Origin of the sequence: Nocardiopsis baichengensis YIM 90130, assembly GCF_000341205.1 — a bacterium.
In the GTDB taxonomy this organism is placed as follows: Bacteria; Actinomycetota; Actinomycetes; order Streptosporangiales; family Streptosporangiaceae; genus Nocardiopsis_A; species Nocardiopsis_A halophila.
In genome coordinates this window covers 93,837-106,985 of sequence record NZ_ANAS01000020.1, presented here as the reverse complement: position 1 = coordinate 106,985, position 13,149 = coordinate 93,837, and the positions used below count along the sequence as shown (strand labels likewise).

Annotated in this window: 16 protein-coding genes; 6 read left to right on the top strand and 10 right to left on the bottom strand. The window is 71.6% G+C overall.

The genetic code is table 11. The annotated features are described in order from the left end of the window. The first annotated feature begins 168 nt into the window (after positions 1-168). Together C892_RS0117235 and C892_RS0117230 are read left to right on the top strand one after the other, a co-directional pair. Complete coding sequence (locus tag C892_RS0117235; protein ID WP_017558191.1) at positions 169-855, top strand: hypothetical protein; 687 nt, start codon at positions 169-171, stop codon at positions 853-855. A 126-nt stretch (positions 856-981) separates the two neighbouring features. Then, positions 982-1,617, top strand: coding sequence for a hypothetical protein (locus C892_RS0117230; RefSeq protein ID WP_017558190.1), 636 nt, complete (start codon positions 982-984; stop codon positions 1,615-1,617). Positions 1,618-1,641: 24 nt separating this feature from the next. Here C892_RS0117230 and C892_RS0117225 read toward each other — a convergent pair whose 3' ends face one another. Next, positions 1,642-2,313: a CAP family protein gene (locus C892_RS0117225; protein WP_017558189.1), complete on the bottom strand. Its 672-nt coding sequence runs from the start codon at positions 2,311-2,313 to the stop codon at positions 1,642-1,644. A 348-nt stretch (positions 2,314-2,661) separates the two neighbouring features. On the opposite strand from C892_RS0117225, the gene C892_RS32310 reads away from it, so the two are divergent. Beyond that, positions 2,662-3,195 carry a DUF6653 family protein gene (locus C892_RS32310; RefSeq protein WP_239647424.1) on the top strand — a complete coding sequence of 178 codons (534 nt, stop codon included), beginning with the start codon at positions 2,662-2,664 and terminating at the stop codon, positions 3,193-3,195. Positions 3,196-3,283: 88 nt separating this feature from the next. Here the strand turns inward: C892_RS32310 and C892_RS0117215 are convergent, their stop codons facing one another. The 6 genes from C892_RS0117215 to C892_RS0117190 form a co-directional block, all read right to left on the bottom strand. Then, complete coding sequence (locus tag C892_RS0117215; protein WP_017558187.1) at positions 3,284-3,949, bottom strand: DUF4360 domain-containing protein; 666 nt, start codon at positions 3,947-3,949, stop codon at positions 3,284-3,286. A gap of 262 nt (positions 3,950-4,211) precedes the next feature. Then, positions 4,212-5,021 carry a siderophore-interacting protein gene (locus tag C892_RS0117210; RefSeq protein ID WP_017558186.1) on the bottom strand — a complete coding sequence of 270 codons (810 nt, stop codon included), beginning with the start codon at positions 5,019-5,021 and terminating at the stop codon, positions 4,212-4,214. Positions 5,022-5,248: 227 nt separating this feature from the next. After that, positions 5,249-5,884, bottom strand: a complete 636-nt coding sequence (locus C892_RS0117205) for a hypothetical protein (RefSeq protein ID WP_017558185.1) — start codon at positions 5,882-5,884, stop codon at positions 5,249-5,251. Then, entirely contained in the window at positions 5,875-6,456 is a 582-nt protein-coding gene (locus C892_RS0117200; protein ID WP_017558184.1) for a hypothetical protein, read from the bottom strand. Before C892_RS0117200 ends, C892_RS0117205 begins: the two co-directional genes overlap by 10 nt. A gap of 110 nt (positions 6,457-6,566) precedes the next feature. Beyond that, complete coding sequence (locus C892_RS0117195; RefSeq protein WP_017558183.1) at positions 6,567-7,097, bottom strand: hypothetical protein; 531 nt, start codon at positions 7,095-7,097, stop codon at positions 6,567-6,569. A gap of 458 nt (positions 7,098-7,555) precedes the next feature. Next, the gene (locus C892_RS0117190; protein ID WP_017558182.1) at positions 7,556-8,167 is read right to left on the bottom strand and encodes a TetR/AcrR family transcriptional regulator; all 612 of its coding nucleotides are present in this window, start codon (positions 8,165-8,167) and stop codon (positions 7,556-7,558) included. A gap of 91 nt (positions 8,168-8,258) precedes the next feature. Here C892_RS0117190 and C892_RS0117185 point away from each other — a divergent pair, with 91 nt between their 5' ends. Next, positions 8,259-9,284 (top strand): alpha/beta fold hydrolase, encoded by a 1,026-nt coding sequence (locus C892_RS0117185; protein ID WP_017558181.1) that lies wholly within the window; start codon positions 8,259-8,261, stop codon positions 9,282-9,284. A gap of 27 nt (positions 9,285-9,311) precedes the next feature. Here the strand turns inward: C892_RS0117185 and C892_RS0117180 are convergent, their stop codons facing one another. Together C892_RS0117180 and C892_RS0117175 are read right to left on the bottom strand one after the other, a co-directional pair. Then, on the bottom strand, positions 9,312-9,500 hold the full coding sequence (locus C892_RS0117180; protein ID WP_026124437.1) for a DUF397 domain-containing protein: 189 nt from the start codon (positions 9,498-9,500) through the stop codon (positions 9,312-9,314). Continuing rightward, positions 9,497-10,105 (bottom strand): DUF5753 domain-containing protein, encoded by a 609-nt coding sequence (locus C892_RS0117175; RefSeq protein ID WP_017558179.1) that lies wholly within the window; start codon positions 10,103-10,105, stop codon positions 9,497-9,499. Before C892_RS0117175 ends, C892_RS0117180 begins: the two co-directional genes overlap by 4 nt. Positions 10,106-10,232: 127 nt before the next feature. On the opposite strand from C892_RS0117175, the gene C892_RS29115 reads away from it, so the two are divergent. Next, positions 10,233-11,405, top strand: coding sequence for an HNH endonuclease signature motif containing protein (locus C892_RS29115; protein WP_017558178.1), 1,173 nt, complete (start codon positions 10,233-10,235; stop codon positions 11,403-11,405). Between the two features lie 228 nt (positions 11,406-11,633). Here the strand turns inward: C892_RS29115 and C892_RS0117165 are convergent, their stop codons facing one another. Continuing rightward, positions 11,634-12,098: a carboxymuconolactone decarboxylase family protein gene (locus tag C892_RS0117165; protein ID WP_017558177.1), complete on the bottom strand. Its 465-nt coding sequence runs from the start codon at positions 12,096-12,098 to the stop codon at positions 11,634-11,636. A gap of 84 nt (positions 12,099-12,182) precedes the next feature. Here C892_RS0117165 and C892_RS0117160 point away from each other — a divergent pair, with 84 nt between their 5' ends. Continuing rightward, the gene (locus C892_RS0117160) at positions 12,183-13,064 is read left to right on the top strand and encodes a sigma-70 family RNA polymerase sigma factor (RefSeq protein ID WP_017558176.1); all 882 of its coding nucleotides are present in this window, start codon (positions 12,183-12,185) and stop codon (positions 13,062-13,064) included. Positions 13,065-13,149: the final 85 nt, after the last annotated feature.

Below are 13,149 nucleotides of genomic sequence, written 5' to 3'. Positions count from 1 at the left end.
ATAGTTTCCTAACTGTTACGCGGGGTGAACGCCGGACGCGAATGCGCCGTATGCGAGACCGCCGTGTCAGGGTTCACACCCTTCTCTGCTACCTCGCGCGAATCACCCGATTACCGTATGCGAGCATTGGAGGAAGTCCCGCCCCCTCTCCCCGGCTAGGGCCACCGCATGACGTACCCGCCTCCTCCGCCCCCGCACCGGCCCGCCCGCACAGGGGTGGCCGTCGTCGCCACCGTCGCCGTGACGCTGGTCGTCGCCGGCTCGCTCACCGCGACGGGCGTGTACGCCTACGAGCGCCTCACCACCGCCGGTCCCCAGACCGCCCCCGGCCTGCCGGGCGAACCGTGCGGAGCCCTGGGGGAGGACGTCCTCCGCGGCCTCGGCGCCGAGCCGGAATCCCAGAGCACGATCCGCTACGAGACCGTATGCACCTGGGACGCCGAGGTCGACGGACGAGAGGCCGCCCTGCACATCGGCTGGTTCGCCGCCTACTCCGAGCCCGACGCCGACCTCGTGGATCAGTACGGGGACGAGGAGGCGCCCCGCGACGCCGACTCCACCTACGAGCTGCAGATCGAGCGGGCCTCGGAGCCGGACCGCTACGCCTCCGACGACGCGGAGGCCGAGACCGAGGAAAGGGATCTCGACCTCGGTGAGGAGGGCGTGCTCATCCTCACCTCCATCGACGACGGCCTCGCCTACACCGAGGACGCGGACCAGCGCGCGAGCGTCGTCGTCCGCGAAGGGGAGGTCGTGGGGACGCTCGTCCTCTCCCTCTCCGACGACGCCGAGGCGATCGACATCGACGATGCCGAGGACCTTCTCGGCGACGCCGCCGCCGCGGCGTTCGGCTGACCCGGAAGGAGCAGGGCCGTGTACACAGGTCCCCCGAACGTCCCCCCGCCAGGCCCTCCGCCCGGTCCTCCGCCGCAGCCCCCGCAGCCCCCGCGGCCTCCGCGGAGCGGCGGGACCGCTCGCACCGTGGCCATCACTGCGGTGATCACCCTGGGCGCCTATGCGGTGGTCGCAGGGGCCGCCGGGACCGTGCTCGCTCTCCGGGCCCCGTCCGCGCCCGAAGGGGCCGCCCCCCGGAACGAGGACCTGCCGGAGCCCCCGTGCGGCGTCCCGAGCCGCGACCAGCTGGACCGGGTCGGGGCCGAGCTGCCGAACGCGTTGTTCAGCGAGAGCGACGCGACCTGCTCCTGGTACGGCGAGTTCTCCGACGGGACCCTGGGGTGGCTGGACGTCTCCTACAGCCTGCCGACCGATGAGGACGGCGAGCCCGAGCGCGGAACGCGGGCCGCCGAAGAGGAGTTCGAGGCGGAGTCGGACGACCTTCTCGAAGAGTCGGACGACACGTACTGGACCTCAGAGGTGGTCGACTCCCACGAGCCCGACCTCGGGGACGAGGCGCTGGCGGTCCACTACCGCTGGGGCGACCCGGACGAGGGCCTGACCTCGTCGAGCCGGGTCGTGGTGCGCGTGGGCGAAGTGCTGGTGCGGGTCTCCGCGAACGAGGCCCGCGACGCGCGGGGCGGCTCCGGGGAGGCCGGCCTCACCGGGGACGAGGAGCCCCTGCTCGGGATCACCGAACGCGCCGTCTCCGCGCTGGACTGACCCGGAGGGGCCCGCAGGCGGCGCTCACCCCTCCGGCGGCAGCACGTTCTCCCCGTACTCGCCGCGGATGTTGCCGGGCGGCGCGTAGACGAGGACCACGTAGTGCTCGCGCCAGGTGTCCTGTGAGGACTCCGGCTCGCTGACGCGCGCCACACCCACCTTGGTGGTCGCCTTCCAGACGAGCTGGGTGAACGCTCCGGTCTGCGGGGAGAAGCCCGGGGCCTCGTAGTCGTACTCCTCGCTCCCGGCGTACCAGTCGTCGACGGCGTCGGCCCCGCTCGGCTCGGCGGCGGGATCGGTCGAGGCCGAGTAGTGGACGGTCTCGCCGTGCCCCGGCTCCCGCCCGCGGTGGCCCTCGTCCAGGCCCTCGTATTCGGAGAACTCCCGAGCCCGCTCAAGGGCAAGGGCGTTCAGTTCTCCGTCCGGTTCGAGCGGGGGCGCCCCGTGCCGCGCACGGTGGGCGTCGGCGGCCTCGATCACCTCGCCCAGGAACACGTCGTCGGTGTTGTCGGGGAACGGCGGGCGTACAGGCCCTGAGCCGCTCTCGGTCCCGGCCCGGCCGGCGGTGTCGGCAGCATCGGCGGTGTCGGCGGAGGGTGCGGAGCCGTCGGAACGGACGGGCTCGGCGTTCGCGGGGGCGGGCACGGGGCCGACGAGGACGGCCGCGACGAAGAGCGGGAGGAATCGGGAGCGCATCGGTCTCCTGGCGCGTTCGGGAGGACATCGGGTTCGGAGGGCCCTGTGGGGAGGCCACCCGCACGGGACTCTAACTCAAAATCATCACCCCTTTACGTGGAGTGATGAAATTCCGAGGTGGTGCGACCGCCCCGGCACCCGTCGCAGCGCGAACACGGAACCCTCGGGGGCCATGGCGGTACGCGCTCCTTCGAAGGCGACCCGACCGGGTTCACAGGCCACCTGGCCGATCGCGGCACCACGGCGTCATTGCCTCCGCGCGGGGAACGGGCGTAGCGTCACCGTCGGTGAGCCGGGAAGCCCGGTCGGCGTGCACCGTTCTGGAACGACGATGATCGGAGTCCGGCGATGGCAGACCCCTCCGCCCCTGTCCCCTCGCCCGCCTCCGCGGCCGACGGCCGTGCGCCCACGAGCCTCATCGCCCGCGCAGGGCGGGCCGTGTTCGCCCGGCACTCCAACCCGTGGAGCGCTTGGAGCCGCTGGGCGACCACGCCTCTCGTCCTCGTCCCGGCGTGGACGCGGAACTGGAAGCACGCGGTGGCGGTGGGCACATGGTTCGCGGTGAATCCGGTGCTCTTCCCGGAGCCGAAGGACGACTCCGACTGGGCGACCCGCGCGATGCTCGGCGAGGAGCAGTGGATCGACGACGGCCCCAAGGACGCCGCCTTCGCGGTACAGATCGCCGCCTCGGCCGCCGGCACCGTCGCGGTGGCCTCCGCCTGGCGCCGCAAGGCGGCCCCGGCGGTGGTCGGGACGGCGGTCACGATGGGCCTGACGATGGTCTACTGGAGCCAGATGGTCCGCTACTACGAGGCGAACAAGCGCCGGACCGCCGAGCAGGACACCCAGGGCGCCACCGGAGAGGCGGCCCCGAAGGAGTGAGGCCGGTTACGGTGTCCGCGCCCGAGCGGACCCGGCGGACGGAGGCGCCCGGCCTGCGGAGGACCGGGCGCGCACGGAGCCAGGGCGGTCAGTCGCACTTCTTCCAGGAGAAGACGTAGGTGGTGGTGATGCTGGCGTCGGTGGAGTCCATCGCCATGAAGCTCAGCTCGTCGGGGTCGGAGTCGCCGGCGTCCACGCGCAGCTCGGTGTTGATGTTGAAGTTGCGCTCGGCGTTGCAGGGCGCGTAGATCGCCACGTTGGCGCGGTCGTTGAACTGCCAGTTGTCCTGGTACGGCCCGGGCAGCTCGTGGGTGACGGCCTCGGTCTCGGGCATGCCCTGGAAGTAGTAGCTCGCCTTCTGGGTGCCCTCGGCCCCGTCCGCGAGGTCGGCGTATCCCCGGTACTCGGCGCGGGCGATGGCGTAGGTGTAGCCCTGCGGGACGCTGACCAGGACCGCGAGCTGGCAGTTCTTCCGCCTGTCGATCGGGCTCGCCCCGCCGCCCGCCTGGGCCAGGTACTCGCTGTAGGTCACGGTGAAGGCGGTCTTGTCCGGGGCCACGGAGGTGGCGGCGGTGCCGGGCGCGCACCCGGAGCCGTTGGCGTTGACCAGGTCGATCTCCACCTTCCCGGGGGGCGGCGGGTCTTCCGGCCACCAGGAGGGGCCGCCGGAGGCGGCCGCCGGGGCGGCGGACAGGGCGAGGGCCGCTGCGGACACGGCGGCCGCGGCGCTGAGGAGGGTGCGGGGTCTGCGCATGGGGGACCAACCTTCGGTGGGGGATGCGGTACGGACCGGGTGGGGGCCGGTCCGAGCGGCGTCCGCCTCACCGGGCGAACGCTTCCCCTGGAAGGTAAGCATGCCACTACACAGGGTCAATACCCCTGCTCGTGATCGTTCTTCCCAGTCGACGGGAAAGATGAATGTGAATATCTGGGGTCAATCCCTCATAGGATGACGCCCCATGGGATGACGCCCTCCTTGCGGACGCGGACGGACCGCCGGGACCGATGCGGCTGCGTCAGTGGGCGACGCCCTGCTTCCAGTAGCCGCAGAAGAAGACGCGGTCCTTGTCCATGCCCCGGCCGGTGACCAGGTGGCGGCGGACAGAGGTCGCCAGGGTCGATTCGCCCGAGATCCAGGCGTAGTCGAGGGCCCCGAGGTCGCGGGGCTCCAGGTGGGCGAGGGCCGCCTCGCCGGGGGCGGCGCCCGGGGACGGGTGGAGGTGGACGCACTCGACGCCGGGGCGGGCGGGCAGTTCGGGCGCCGTTCCCGGCTTGTACTCCAGGACCGCCAGCGCGCGCACATCGGCCGGGAGCGACTCGATGACGGCGGCGAGGGCGGGCTGCGCCGTCTCGTCGGCGACGAGGAGGAGGGACCGGGCGCCGGCGGGAGGCGCGTAGCCCGCGCGGTCGCTCAGGACGCCGATCTCGTCGCCGGGGCGGACCTGGGCGGCCCAGGCGGCAGCGGGGCCGGCGTTGTCCATGTGGAGGACGAAGTCGACGTCGATCTCGCCGAGGCCGCGGTCGATCCGGCGCACGGTGTAGTTGCGCACGCGGGGCCGGTCGGCCTCGTCCATGGCCTGGACCTCCTTCCACCAGCCCGCCGAGGACCGGGGGAGGTTCAGCGCCCCGGTCGGTCCGGGGAGGAAGAGCCGGACGAGGTGGTCGGGGCCGTGGTAGGGGAAGCGGACCGCGTCGGCGAAGTCGGGGTGGGCCAGGGTCACCCGGACCATGTGGTCGGCGATCCGCCGCGAGCGGCGCGCATGGGCGGCGACGGCCGTGACGCCGTGGCGCTCGGCGGTTCTCTCCGTACGGGTCTGCGCGGGCATGCGGTCCACTCCTCGTCCCCGGGCTCCGGTGGCCCCCGGGGACGGATCCGGCCCATGGCAGTAGGGCCCGCCCCCGGGACATCACCGCTGCGATGCACACCCTAAGGTAAGGCTTACTTTAACGTCAGCGCAATGGGGGCGGGGGAACACGCCTTCGGCACCCCGGGCCTCCGCTCCGCGTTCACCCGGGGCCGGGCGCCCCGCGGGGCGCCCGGCCCCGGTGCGGATCAGCAGTACGCGGCTCTCTCCTCGGAGGTCATGGGCCGCGTCGACTGGGTGATGGTTCCGCTCTGGTCATCGGTCGGGCCGGTGGCCTCGAAGGGTGCGTACCAGTAGTAGTGGCCGTAGTAGCGGTCGGGGAAGTGCAGCTCATAGGTGCCCTTCACGGTCTGCATCCTCGGCCCGACATAGACCCGCCCGACCTCACCGGGCCCCGTGGCGACCGTCGTGGTCTGGGACTCGGTGTGCGAGTGGGTCCACTCGTGCCCGTAGGTCACCTTGAAGGAGACCGTGAAGACCTCGGCGAACCCGTACTCTCCTCCCAGCGACAGGCCGACGCTGTTGGACTCGCTGGTGGTGTCGGACCAGCCGACCGACATCAGCTGCTCCCGGTCGGTGCAGTTGTAGACCGGGGCGCCGACCGCGTGGCGGGCCGCCTGGTGTTCCCGCACCGGACCCTCGGGGTGGAAGTCGCAGACGTCGGTGCCGTTGTCGCACTTCTCCAGGAGCTGGCGCACGGTGGGCGTGTCCTCGTGGTCGGCGTGGGCCGGTGCGGCGGCCCCGGCCGCGAGTACGAAGGCCGCCGCGGCGGAGCCGCAGGCGAGCATGGTCCGGCGGAGCGGCGCTGGCATGGTCACGGGCACGCGTTCCTCTCCGCCTCGGTCATGGGACGGGTCTTCTGCACGATCGCCTCGTCGCCGCCCGGCGCGGGCCCGGTGGCCTCGAAGGGCACGTACCAGTAGTAATGGCCGTAGTAGCGGTCGGGGAAGTGCAGCTCATAGGTGCCGTTGACCCGCTCCATGCGCGGCCGTCGCTCCACCCAGCCCACCTCGCCGGGACCGGTGAAGACGTAGGTGGTCTGGCTCTCGGTGTGCGAGTTCGTCCACGTGTGGCCGTAGGTGGCCTCGAAGGTGCTCGTGAACACCTCGGCGAAGCCGTAATCCGCGCTCAGGGACACGCCGATGCTGTTCGACTCGGAGGTGGTGTCGGACCAGCCGACCTCGAACCGCTGCTCCCGGTCGGTGCAGTTGAAGACCTCCTTGCCGACCTGCCGCTTCGGGCCGGCGACGTATTCGGGACGGCCTTCGGGGTGGAAGACGCAGACGTCGGTGCCGTTGTCGCACTTCTCCAGGAGCTGGCGCGAGGTCGGCGTGTCCTCGTGGTCGGCGTAGGTCGGTGCGGGAAAGAACCCCACCATGAGCGACGCGGCGGTCATGGCGGCGGGGAGGGTCCATCGTTTTCGCATAGGGGGATTCCGTCTTCCTCTCAGAAGTGGGGGGCACGTGCTTCAGAGGTGAGGGGCGCTTCAGAGGCAGGGGAAGGCGCTCAGCTGAATCCGATCGAGACGGTGCGGTCGTTCATGAAGTCGCCGACGTAGGCGGTGTTCTCCTTGTACGGGCCGTCGCGGTCCCCGCCGAGGTCGGCCTCGGGATAGAGCCAGATCCAGCAGTCGGCCCACGGCTGGGCCGAGGTGATGTCGTCGGCCCAGTCCGCGAAGTCTCCGGTCAGGTTGAACTGGTAGTCCACCCAGCCGTCCTTGACGCAGGGGGCCTCGGCCGTGACCGTCAGGGAGTTTCCGCCGTAGCCCCGTTCAGTGAAGAAGGTGCCCACGATGACGTCGTTCTGGGCGTTCGTTTCCGCGTCCAGGGCGGCGGGGCCGGAGGGCCCGGTCTCCGCCTCGGCGGCGGAGAGCGCCGCGTCCAGGGTGGCGAAGCACGTCTGCTCGCCGGTGTCCATGTCGGCGACGCAGTGCTCTTCGGGCTCTTCGGCTTCGGCGGCCGCCGTCCCGGAGGTGAGCACCGTGCCCAGCAGCAGGGTCGCGCCGCCGACGGCGGCACGGGGAAGCGTTTTCTTCACCTGGCCACTCCTTTGGTTCGCTTGGAGGACGAAATGGCGCGGTCAGCCTAGCGTCGCCGTGAGTGACGGGGAACGGGGGTAAAGGGAGGCACGATTCAACGCCCGTTTCGCCGTTGCATCCGGCGTCCGAAGATGCGCCGGTCAAGAGCGGGGTGAAGGACTACTCATCCGTATACTCATGAGTAGAGTGAGCGCCGACACAAGCCACACCGTGATATTCCCGCTATTCGGACAACACATAAGTCCATAGGTTCGTCCGAATCCCGTTGCCGAGAGCGGAGAACCGCCCCCGCGAACGAACGGATCCGCCTTTCGTCCTGAGCGCTTCAGCCGAGGCCACGGCCGAGATCAGGATCAATGGCGGCGGCCATGGAGAACCGCGAGGGAGTCGACCTGTTCCGGTCCGAGCACTGCAGAAGAGTCGGCGATCTCAGCGCCGTGAACCTCTGGCCCCGGTATCAGTCCGTCGCCCGGTCCACCTCGGCGCGCAGGGTGCGTTCCGCCTCCGCGACCGACAACCCTCCGATCAGCACCCGCATGGTCAGCCCGTCGGCGGTCGCCATAAGGGACCGTGCGGTCCTGCGGGGATCCGCGGTTCCGGGGGCGATCCGGGCGAGCAGCCTCGCCGTCTCGACCTCCGCGCCCTCCTTGGCCTCCGCCAGCACCTCCGCCAGCCCCGGATGGCTGATACCGGCGGCCACGTACTGGTGGAACACCGACACCATCGCCCGCGACGACTCCGCCAGCGGGATCGGGGCCGCGATGAGCCGCCACAGCGCCTCGCGGTCGCCGACCCCCTCGGTCGCCGCGGAGTGGAGATCGTCCGCCCCCGCCACCATCGCCTCCAGGCTGGCCCGCAGCAGCTCGTCCTTGCTGCGGAACCGGTACTGGATCCTGCCCACCGACACCCCCGCGGCCGCCGCCACGTTGCGCATCGACACCGCGCCCATGCCGCTCTCGGCGATCACCTGCCACACCGCGTGGATGATCGCCGTCCGGCGGTCGTCGGGGTCCGTGGTGTCCAAGCTGTCCATGCCGTCCATGCCGTCCATGCCGTCCATGCCGTCCATGCCCCCACCCTAGCGGCGGTGAATACGAACGTATTGACAGGCGGGTACACTCGCATCCAACGATCAATACGACTGTATTTACGGGGGCTCCATGAGCACCGAACCGAACCGCCGGCCCCGGCGGCGCCGCGCCCTCACGGTGCTCAAGGTCCTCGCGGCCCTGGTCGCCGCCTGGCTGGTCGTCGACAAGGCGGCCGCCCTCGTCTCACCCGAGCCGCAGGTCGGCCACTGGCGCGGCCAAGAGGGGTACGCCTCCTACCGGGCCGCCTACGACACCGTGATGGCGGACCTGCCCGAACCGACCCGCACCCACGACGTCCGCACGGAGTTCGGCACCGTGCGCGTCTACGAGTGGGCGGCCGACGACGCGGCCGGCGACGACGCGGAAACCCGCCTGCCGGTCGTGCTCCTGCCGGGGGCGGGCTCCGGCGCGCCGATGTGGGGCGACAACCTCCCCTCCTGGATCGGCGACCGCACCCTGTACGCCATGGACGCGATCGGCGACTCCGGGATGTCCACCCAGTCGGTCCCCTTCACCTCGTTCGACGACCGGGCGGAGTGGGTCGAGCAGATGCTCGCGGGCCTGGACATCGAGCGCGCGCACATGGTCGGGCACTCCTTCGGCGGGGCCGTCGCCGCCGTCCACGCCCTCGGCCATCCCGGACGGGTGGCCTCCCTGACACTGCTCGAACCGGTGATGGTGCTCGAAGCGCTGCCCGCCTCGGTGTACCTGTGGTCATCGCTGCTGGTCCTGCCCGCGCCCCAGTCCTGGAAGGACCACGCGATGGCGGAGATCGGCGGCACCACGGTCGAGGAGGTGCGGGAGCGCACGCCGATGTCGGTGATGGTGGACGAGGGGTCCGAGCACTACGCCGCCCCCACTCAGGTCCCGCGCACGCTCACGGACGACGAGTGGCGGTCGATGGAGATGCCGGTCCGCGTCGACATCGCCGCCGACAAGTCGCTGGCAGGCGGCCGGGAGGCGGCCGACCGCGCCCGGAGCCTCGGCAAGGACCCGGTCACCGTGTGGCCCGAGACCACCCATTCCCTGCCGATGCAGGCCGCCGACCGACTCGGCCCGGAGCTGGAGGGATACTGGGCCACGCACGACAGGTGACGGCGGCGGCCGCGCCCAACCCCGAGATCAGAAGGCGTCCCGCTTGGCGGCGTCGACGAAGGCCCGCCACTCGGGAGAACTGAAGAGCAGAGCGCCGAAGTCGCGGTGCTTGGTATCGCGCACGGCACTGGTCCCAGGGCAGTCGGCGACCTCGACACACTCTCCACGGTCCGTGCTGTGGGTCGATGTACGCCAGGCCCAATCCGCACTGGTCATCGGAACTCTCCTCTTATTTCCTCGATCAGTTTCCGCGACTCCGGTGGCGGCAGCGCCACTCCTCGGAGGTCGGCGAAGCGTTCGCTGAACTCTTTGAGGTCTGCGGAATCCTGGATCAGGATGCCAGCTTGCGCATGTTCCAGATACAGCACGTCGGTACCGTCGTCCGCCCGTACGAGCCGGAACGCGCCCGCCAGCCCAGGGTGCTGCTCTGTCCGGTAAGGAACGATCTGGACGGTCACCCTGGCCTCACTCTCCACATCCAGGATCCGTTCGAGTTGGTCGGCCATGGTCCGCCGTCCTCCAACAGGCCTTCGGATGACCATCTCATCAAGCACCACGAGAAGCAGCGGCGGAGCGGGCTGCTGCCTCCCCAGGATCTCCTGACGGCGACGCCGCCCCTCGACAACCCCCTCGATCTCCTCCGGCGTACGAGAGGGACGCCCGGCGATGGCGAGTGCTCGGGTATAGGCGCTGGTCTGCAGCAGACCGGGGATGGGGACCGTGTGGTACTCGCGAATCTCCGCTGCCCGCTGTTCGAGCATCACGATAACGACGGCATCGGTGACGACCGCGCGCTCCCACCATGGCTGGCCCGCGTGCACACCGAACTCGCACCCCGGGAGCAGAGCGCGACGCCTCCCCGCCCTTCACCCGAAGAGCGCGGGCCGGTTCCCCGGTCGATCACGCGCCCTGCTCCGGTGGCGCAGAAGAGGAGGAGAAACATTTTCCGTGGGCGCCTCCGGCGCCCTGGCCGGGTCCGGCCGCACCACCGTGGCCGGCCTCCTGCGCGAGCACGGCCGCTCCAGCGCCCAGGCCGGTGCGATCACCACCGTTGCCGACCACCTGGACCACTACCCCCGGGCGGTCGCTGCGGCCGAGGAGGGGCGGATCGGCTTCGCCCAGCTCGCCCTGGTCATGGAACTCTCCGAGAAGGCCGTGGCCGGGCGGTGCACCGCGCTGCACCCGGACGCCGGAGACTACCGGTCCAAAGCCGAGCACATCATGGTCCAAGCCGCCCAGGGCGGCGTCGCCGACCGGACGCTCAAGCGCATCGGCAACCGGCTCCCCCAACGCATCGACCCGGGCGAGCACGAGGACCGCCACCGCGAGGCCTACGACGACCGCGGCGCCCGCTACACCACGGACGCTTTCGGATTCACCCTCCAGGCGTGGGGCGATGCCGCCTCCGAGGAGATCATCCGCACCGCCATCGACGCCCACACCACCCCGCCCGACGGGCGCACCATCGCCCAGGCGCGCTTCGACGCCCTGGTCCAGCTCTGCGAGAACCGCCTCGTCGCCGAAGGCCTCCCGGTGCCCGCCCCTGAGGAGGGCTCCGACGCGGCCGCTGCCCTGATGGCTCCGCGCCCCGACGCGGAGGCCGCCGGGAAGCGGCGCCGCGGCATGAGCCGCCCGCAGGTGAACCTGGTGGTCTCCCTGGACTCCCTGCTCCTTGAGGCGGGTGCCGAGCCCGCCACCACCGACCGGGGCCGTCTCCTCCCCCCGTCCGCCGCGCGGGCGTTCTCCTCGGACTGTGTGCTGCGGCGGGTGGTCACCGACCCGGTCAAGGGCCTGGTGGACATCGGGCGGGCCCGCCGGACCTTCCCCGCCCCCGTCCGCGAAGCCCTCGGCGCCACCGCGGGGACCTGCCAGTGGGAGGAGGGGTGCTCGGTCCCGGCCCGCTGGTGCCAGGGCGACCACCGCACCGAATGGTGGGAAGGCGGCACCACCACCCCCGCCAACGCCCAGCTGCTGTGCGGGCGCCACAACCGCGAGAAGCACATGCGCCGCTTGGAGGCCCACTACCGGGCCCGCCGCCACCAAGCCCGCACCGGCAAGCGGGACTCGGGCGGGGACCCGGGCGGCGACGACGGGGACGGCTCCCTACCCCGGGCCGCATGACCCGTGTCGATCTCGGGGAAGTCGGCCTTGTACCGGCGGGTATCACCCCGGCTGCCCCGAGATCGACAGCACAGCACCGCCTTCCTCCCGTGGGCGCCAGGCTCGAACATGCCCGGCGCGCGGTCGACCACGTCGGGGAGGGCCGACCGCCGCCGTTCGGTCCTGATCACCGGGCCCCGGCCGCCGTCCTTCGGCCCGGGCCCGGTGGCCTTCGCCGGGTCCTCGGGGTCAGGCGGGCATCGGGGTCCCGGCCGGGATCTGCACCGTGGCGTTGACCCGGTTGAAGAAGTTGGTCAGGCCGATCATCAGCACGATCGAGCCGAGCCGGCGCTCGTCGAAGTGCTTCGCCGCCTCGTTCCACACCTCGTCCGGGACGGCCTGGCCGTTGTGGTCGGCGAGCCGGGTCGCCTCCTCGGTCAGGGCCAGTGCCGCGCGCTCGGCCTCGGTGAAGAACGGCGACTCGGCCCAGGCCGCGACCGTGCCGAGGCGGTCGTCCGTCTCGCCGGCCTTCCTCATCTGCTCGACGCCCATATGGACACAGAAGCTGCACCCGTTGATCTGGCTCGCCCTCAAGTGCACCAGTTCCAGCGTGCTCTTGGGGACCCCGCCCTGGTGGACGACCTTCAGCATCGGCTGCACCGCCTCGTACATGCCCGGCATGGCCGTCGCGGGGTTGTCGAAGCGCATCTCCATCGGCTCTCCTCAGGGGTGCCCGCCGCGAAGGCGGGGGGTCGGTCCGTCGCCCATGGAGACGGACGCCGATGGTGAGGTGTGACAGTGGACGACCAAGATCTTCTGGCCCGGCGGTTCGAGCGGCACCGCCCGCGGCTCACCTCCGTCGCCTACCGCATGCTCGGCTCCCTCTCCGAGTCCGAGGACGCGGTGCAGGAGGCGTGGCTGCGCCTGTCCCGCACCGGCGACGCCTCCATCGACGACCTGGCCGCGTGGCTGACCACCGTGGTGGGCCGCATCTGCCTGGACATGCTGCGCTCGCGCACCTCCCGGCGCGAGGATCCCCTCCCCGACCGCCTGCCCGACCCCGTGGTCGCCCCCGCGGACGCGGTGGGCCCCGAGCAGCAGGCCGAGCTGGCCGACACGGTCGGGTACGCGCTGCTCGTCGTCCTCCAGCGCCTCGCCCCGGCCGAGCGCCTGGCCTTCGTGCTGCACGACATGTTCGCGGTGCCCTTCGAGGAGATCGCCCCGGTGGTCGAACGGTCGGCCCCGGCCGCGCGCCAGCTGGCCAGCCGCGCGCGCCGCAGGGTCAAGGAGTCCTCCGCTGAACCCGACCCTGACCCGGCGGCGCAGCGCCGGGCGGTCGAGGCGTTCCTCGCCGCCGCGCGCGGCGGCGACACCGAGGCGCTGATGAGCATGCTCGACCCCGACCTCGAGCTCCGCCACGACGACGGCGTCCACCCCCTGCGGGTGGTGCACGGCGCCGCCCGGATCGCCCGCCAGGCGGCCGGCTTCCACCGGGCCTTCGGCCCGGTGGAGGTCGTCCCGGTCCTGGTCAACGGCTGCGCCGGCTTCGTGGACGTGACCGGCGGCCGACCGCGGAGCCTGGCCTGCCACACGATCGTCGGCGGCCGGGTGCGCCACTTCGACCTGATCACCGACCCCGAGCGCCTGACGGCGCTCCTGCCCGCCGATCTCACCGCTTGACCCCCTCATCCCCGATGGAAGAGAGGAGCAACGGTGCCGGCACCGCGAAGGGTTCCCCGTGGAGACCGCGGAGGGGACCGGCCCC

What these genes read in the sequence shown, in the direction of transcription:
- C892_RS0117200 (WP_017558184.1), bottom strand. Translation starts at nt 6,456, where the DNA reads ATGACCGCCGCGTCGCTCATGGTGGGGTTCTTTCCCGCACCGACCTAC.
- C892_RS0117190 (WP_017558182.1), bottom strand. Translation starts at nt 8,167, where the DNA reads ATGGACGGCATGGACGGCATGGACGGCATGGACGGCATGGACAGCTTG.
- C892_RS0117165 (WP_017558177.1), bottom strand. Translation starts at nt 12,098, where the DNA reads ATGGAGATGCGCTTCGACAACCCCGCGACGGCCATGCCGGGCATGTAC.
- C892_RS0117185 (WP_017558181.1), top strand. Translation starts at nt 8,259, where the DNA reads ATGAGCACCGAACCGAACCGCCGGCCCCGGCGGCGCCGCGCCCTCACG.
- C892_RS0117225 (WP_017558189.1), bottom strand. Translation starts at nt 2,313, where the DNA reads ATGCGCTCCCGATTCCTCCCGCTCTTCGTCGCGGCCGTCCTCGTCGGC.
- C892_RS0117180 (WP_026124437.1), bottom strand. Translation starts at nt 9,500, where the DNA reads ATGACCAGTGCGGATTGGGCCTGGCGTACATCGACCCACAGCACGGAC.
- C892_RS32310 (WP_239647424.1), top strand. Translation starts at nt 2,662, where the DNA reads ATGGCAGACCCCTCCGCCCCTGTCCCCTCGCCCGCCTCCGCGGCCGAC.
- C892_RS0117235 (WP_017558191.1), top strand. Translation starts at nt 169, where the DNA reads ATGACGTACCCGCCTCCTCCGCCCCCGCACCGGCCCGCCCGCACAGGG.
- C892_RS0117215 (WP_017558187.1), bottom strand. Translation starts at nt 3,949, where the DNA reads ATGCGCAGACCCCGCACCCTCCTCAGCGCCGCGGCCGCCGTGTCCGCA.
- C892_RS0117210 (WP_017558186.1), bottom strand. Translation starts at nt 5,021, where the DNA reads ATGCCCGCGCAGACCCGTACGGAGAGAACCGCCGAGCGCCACGGCGTC.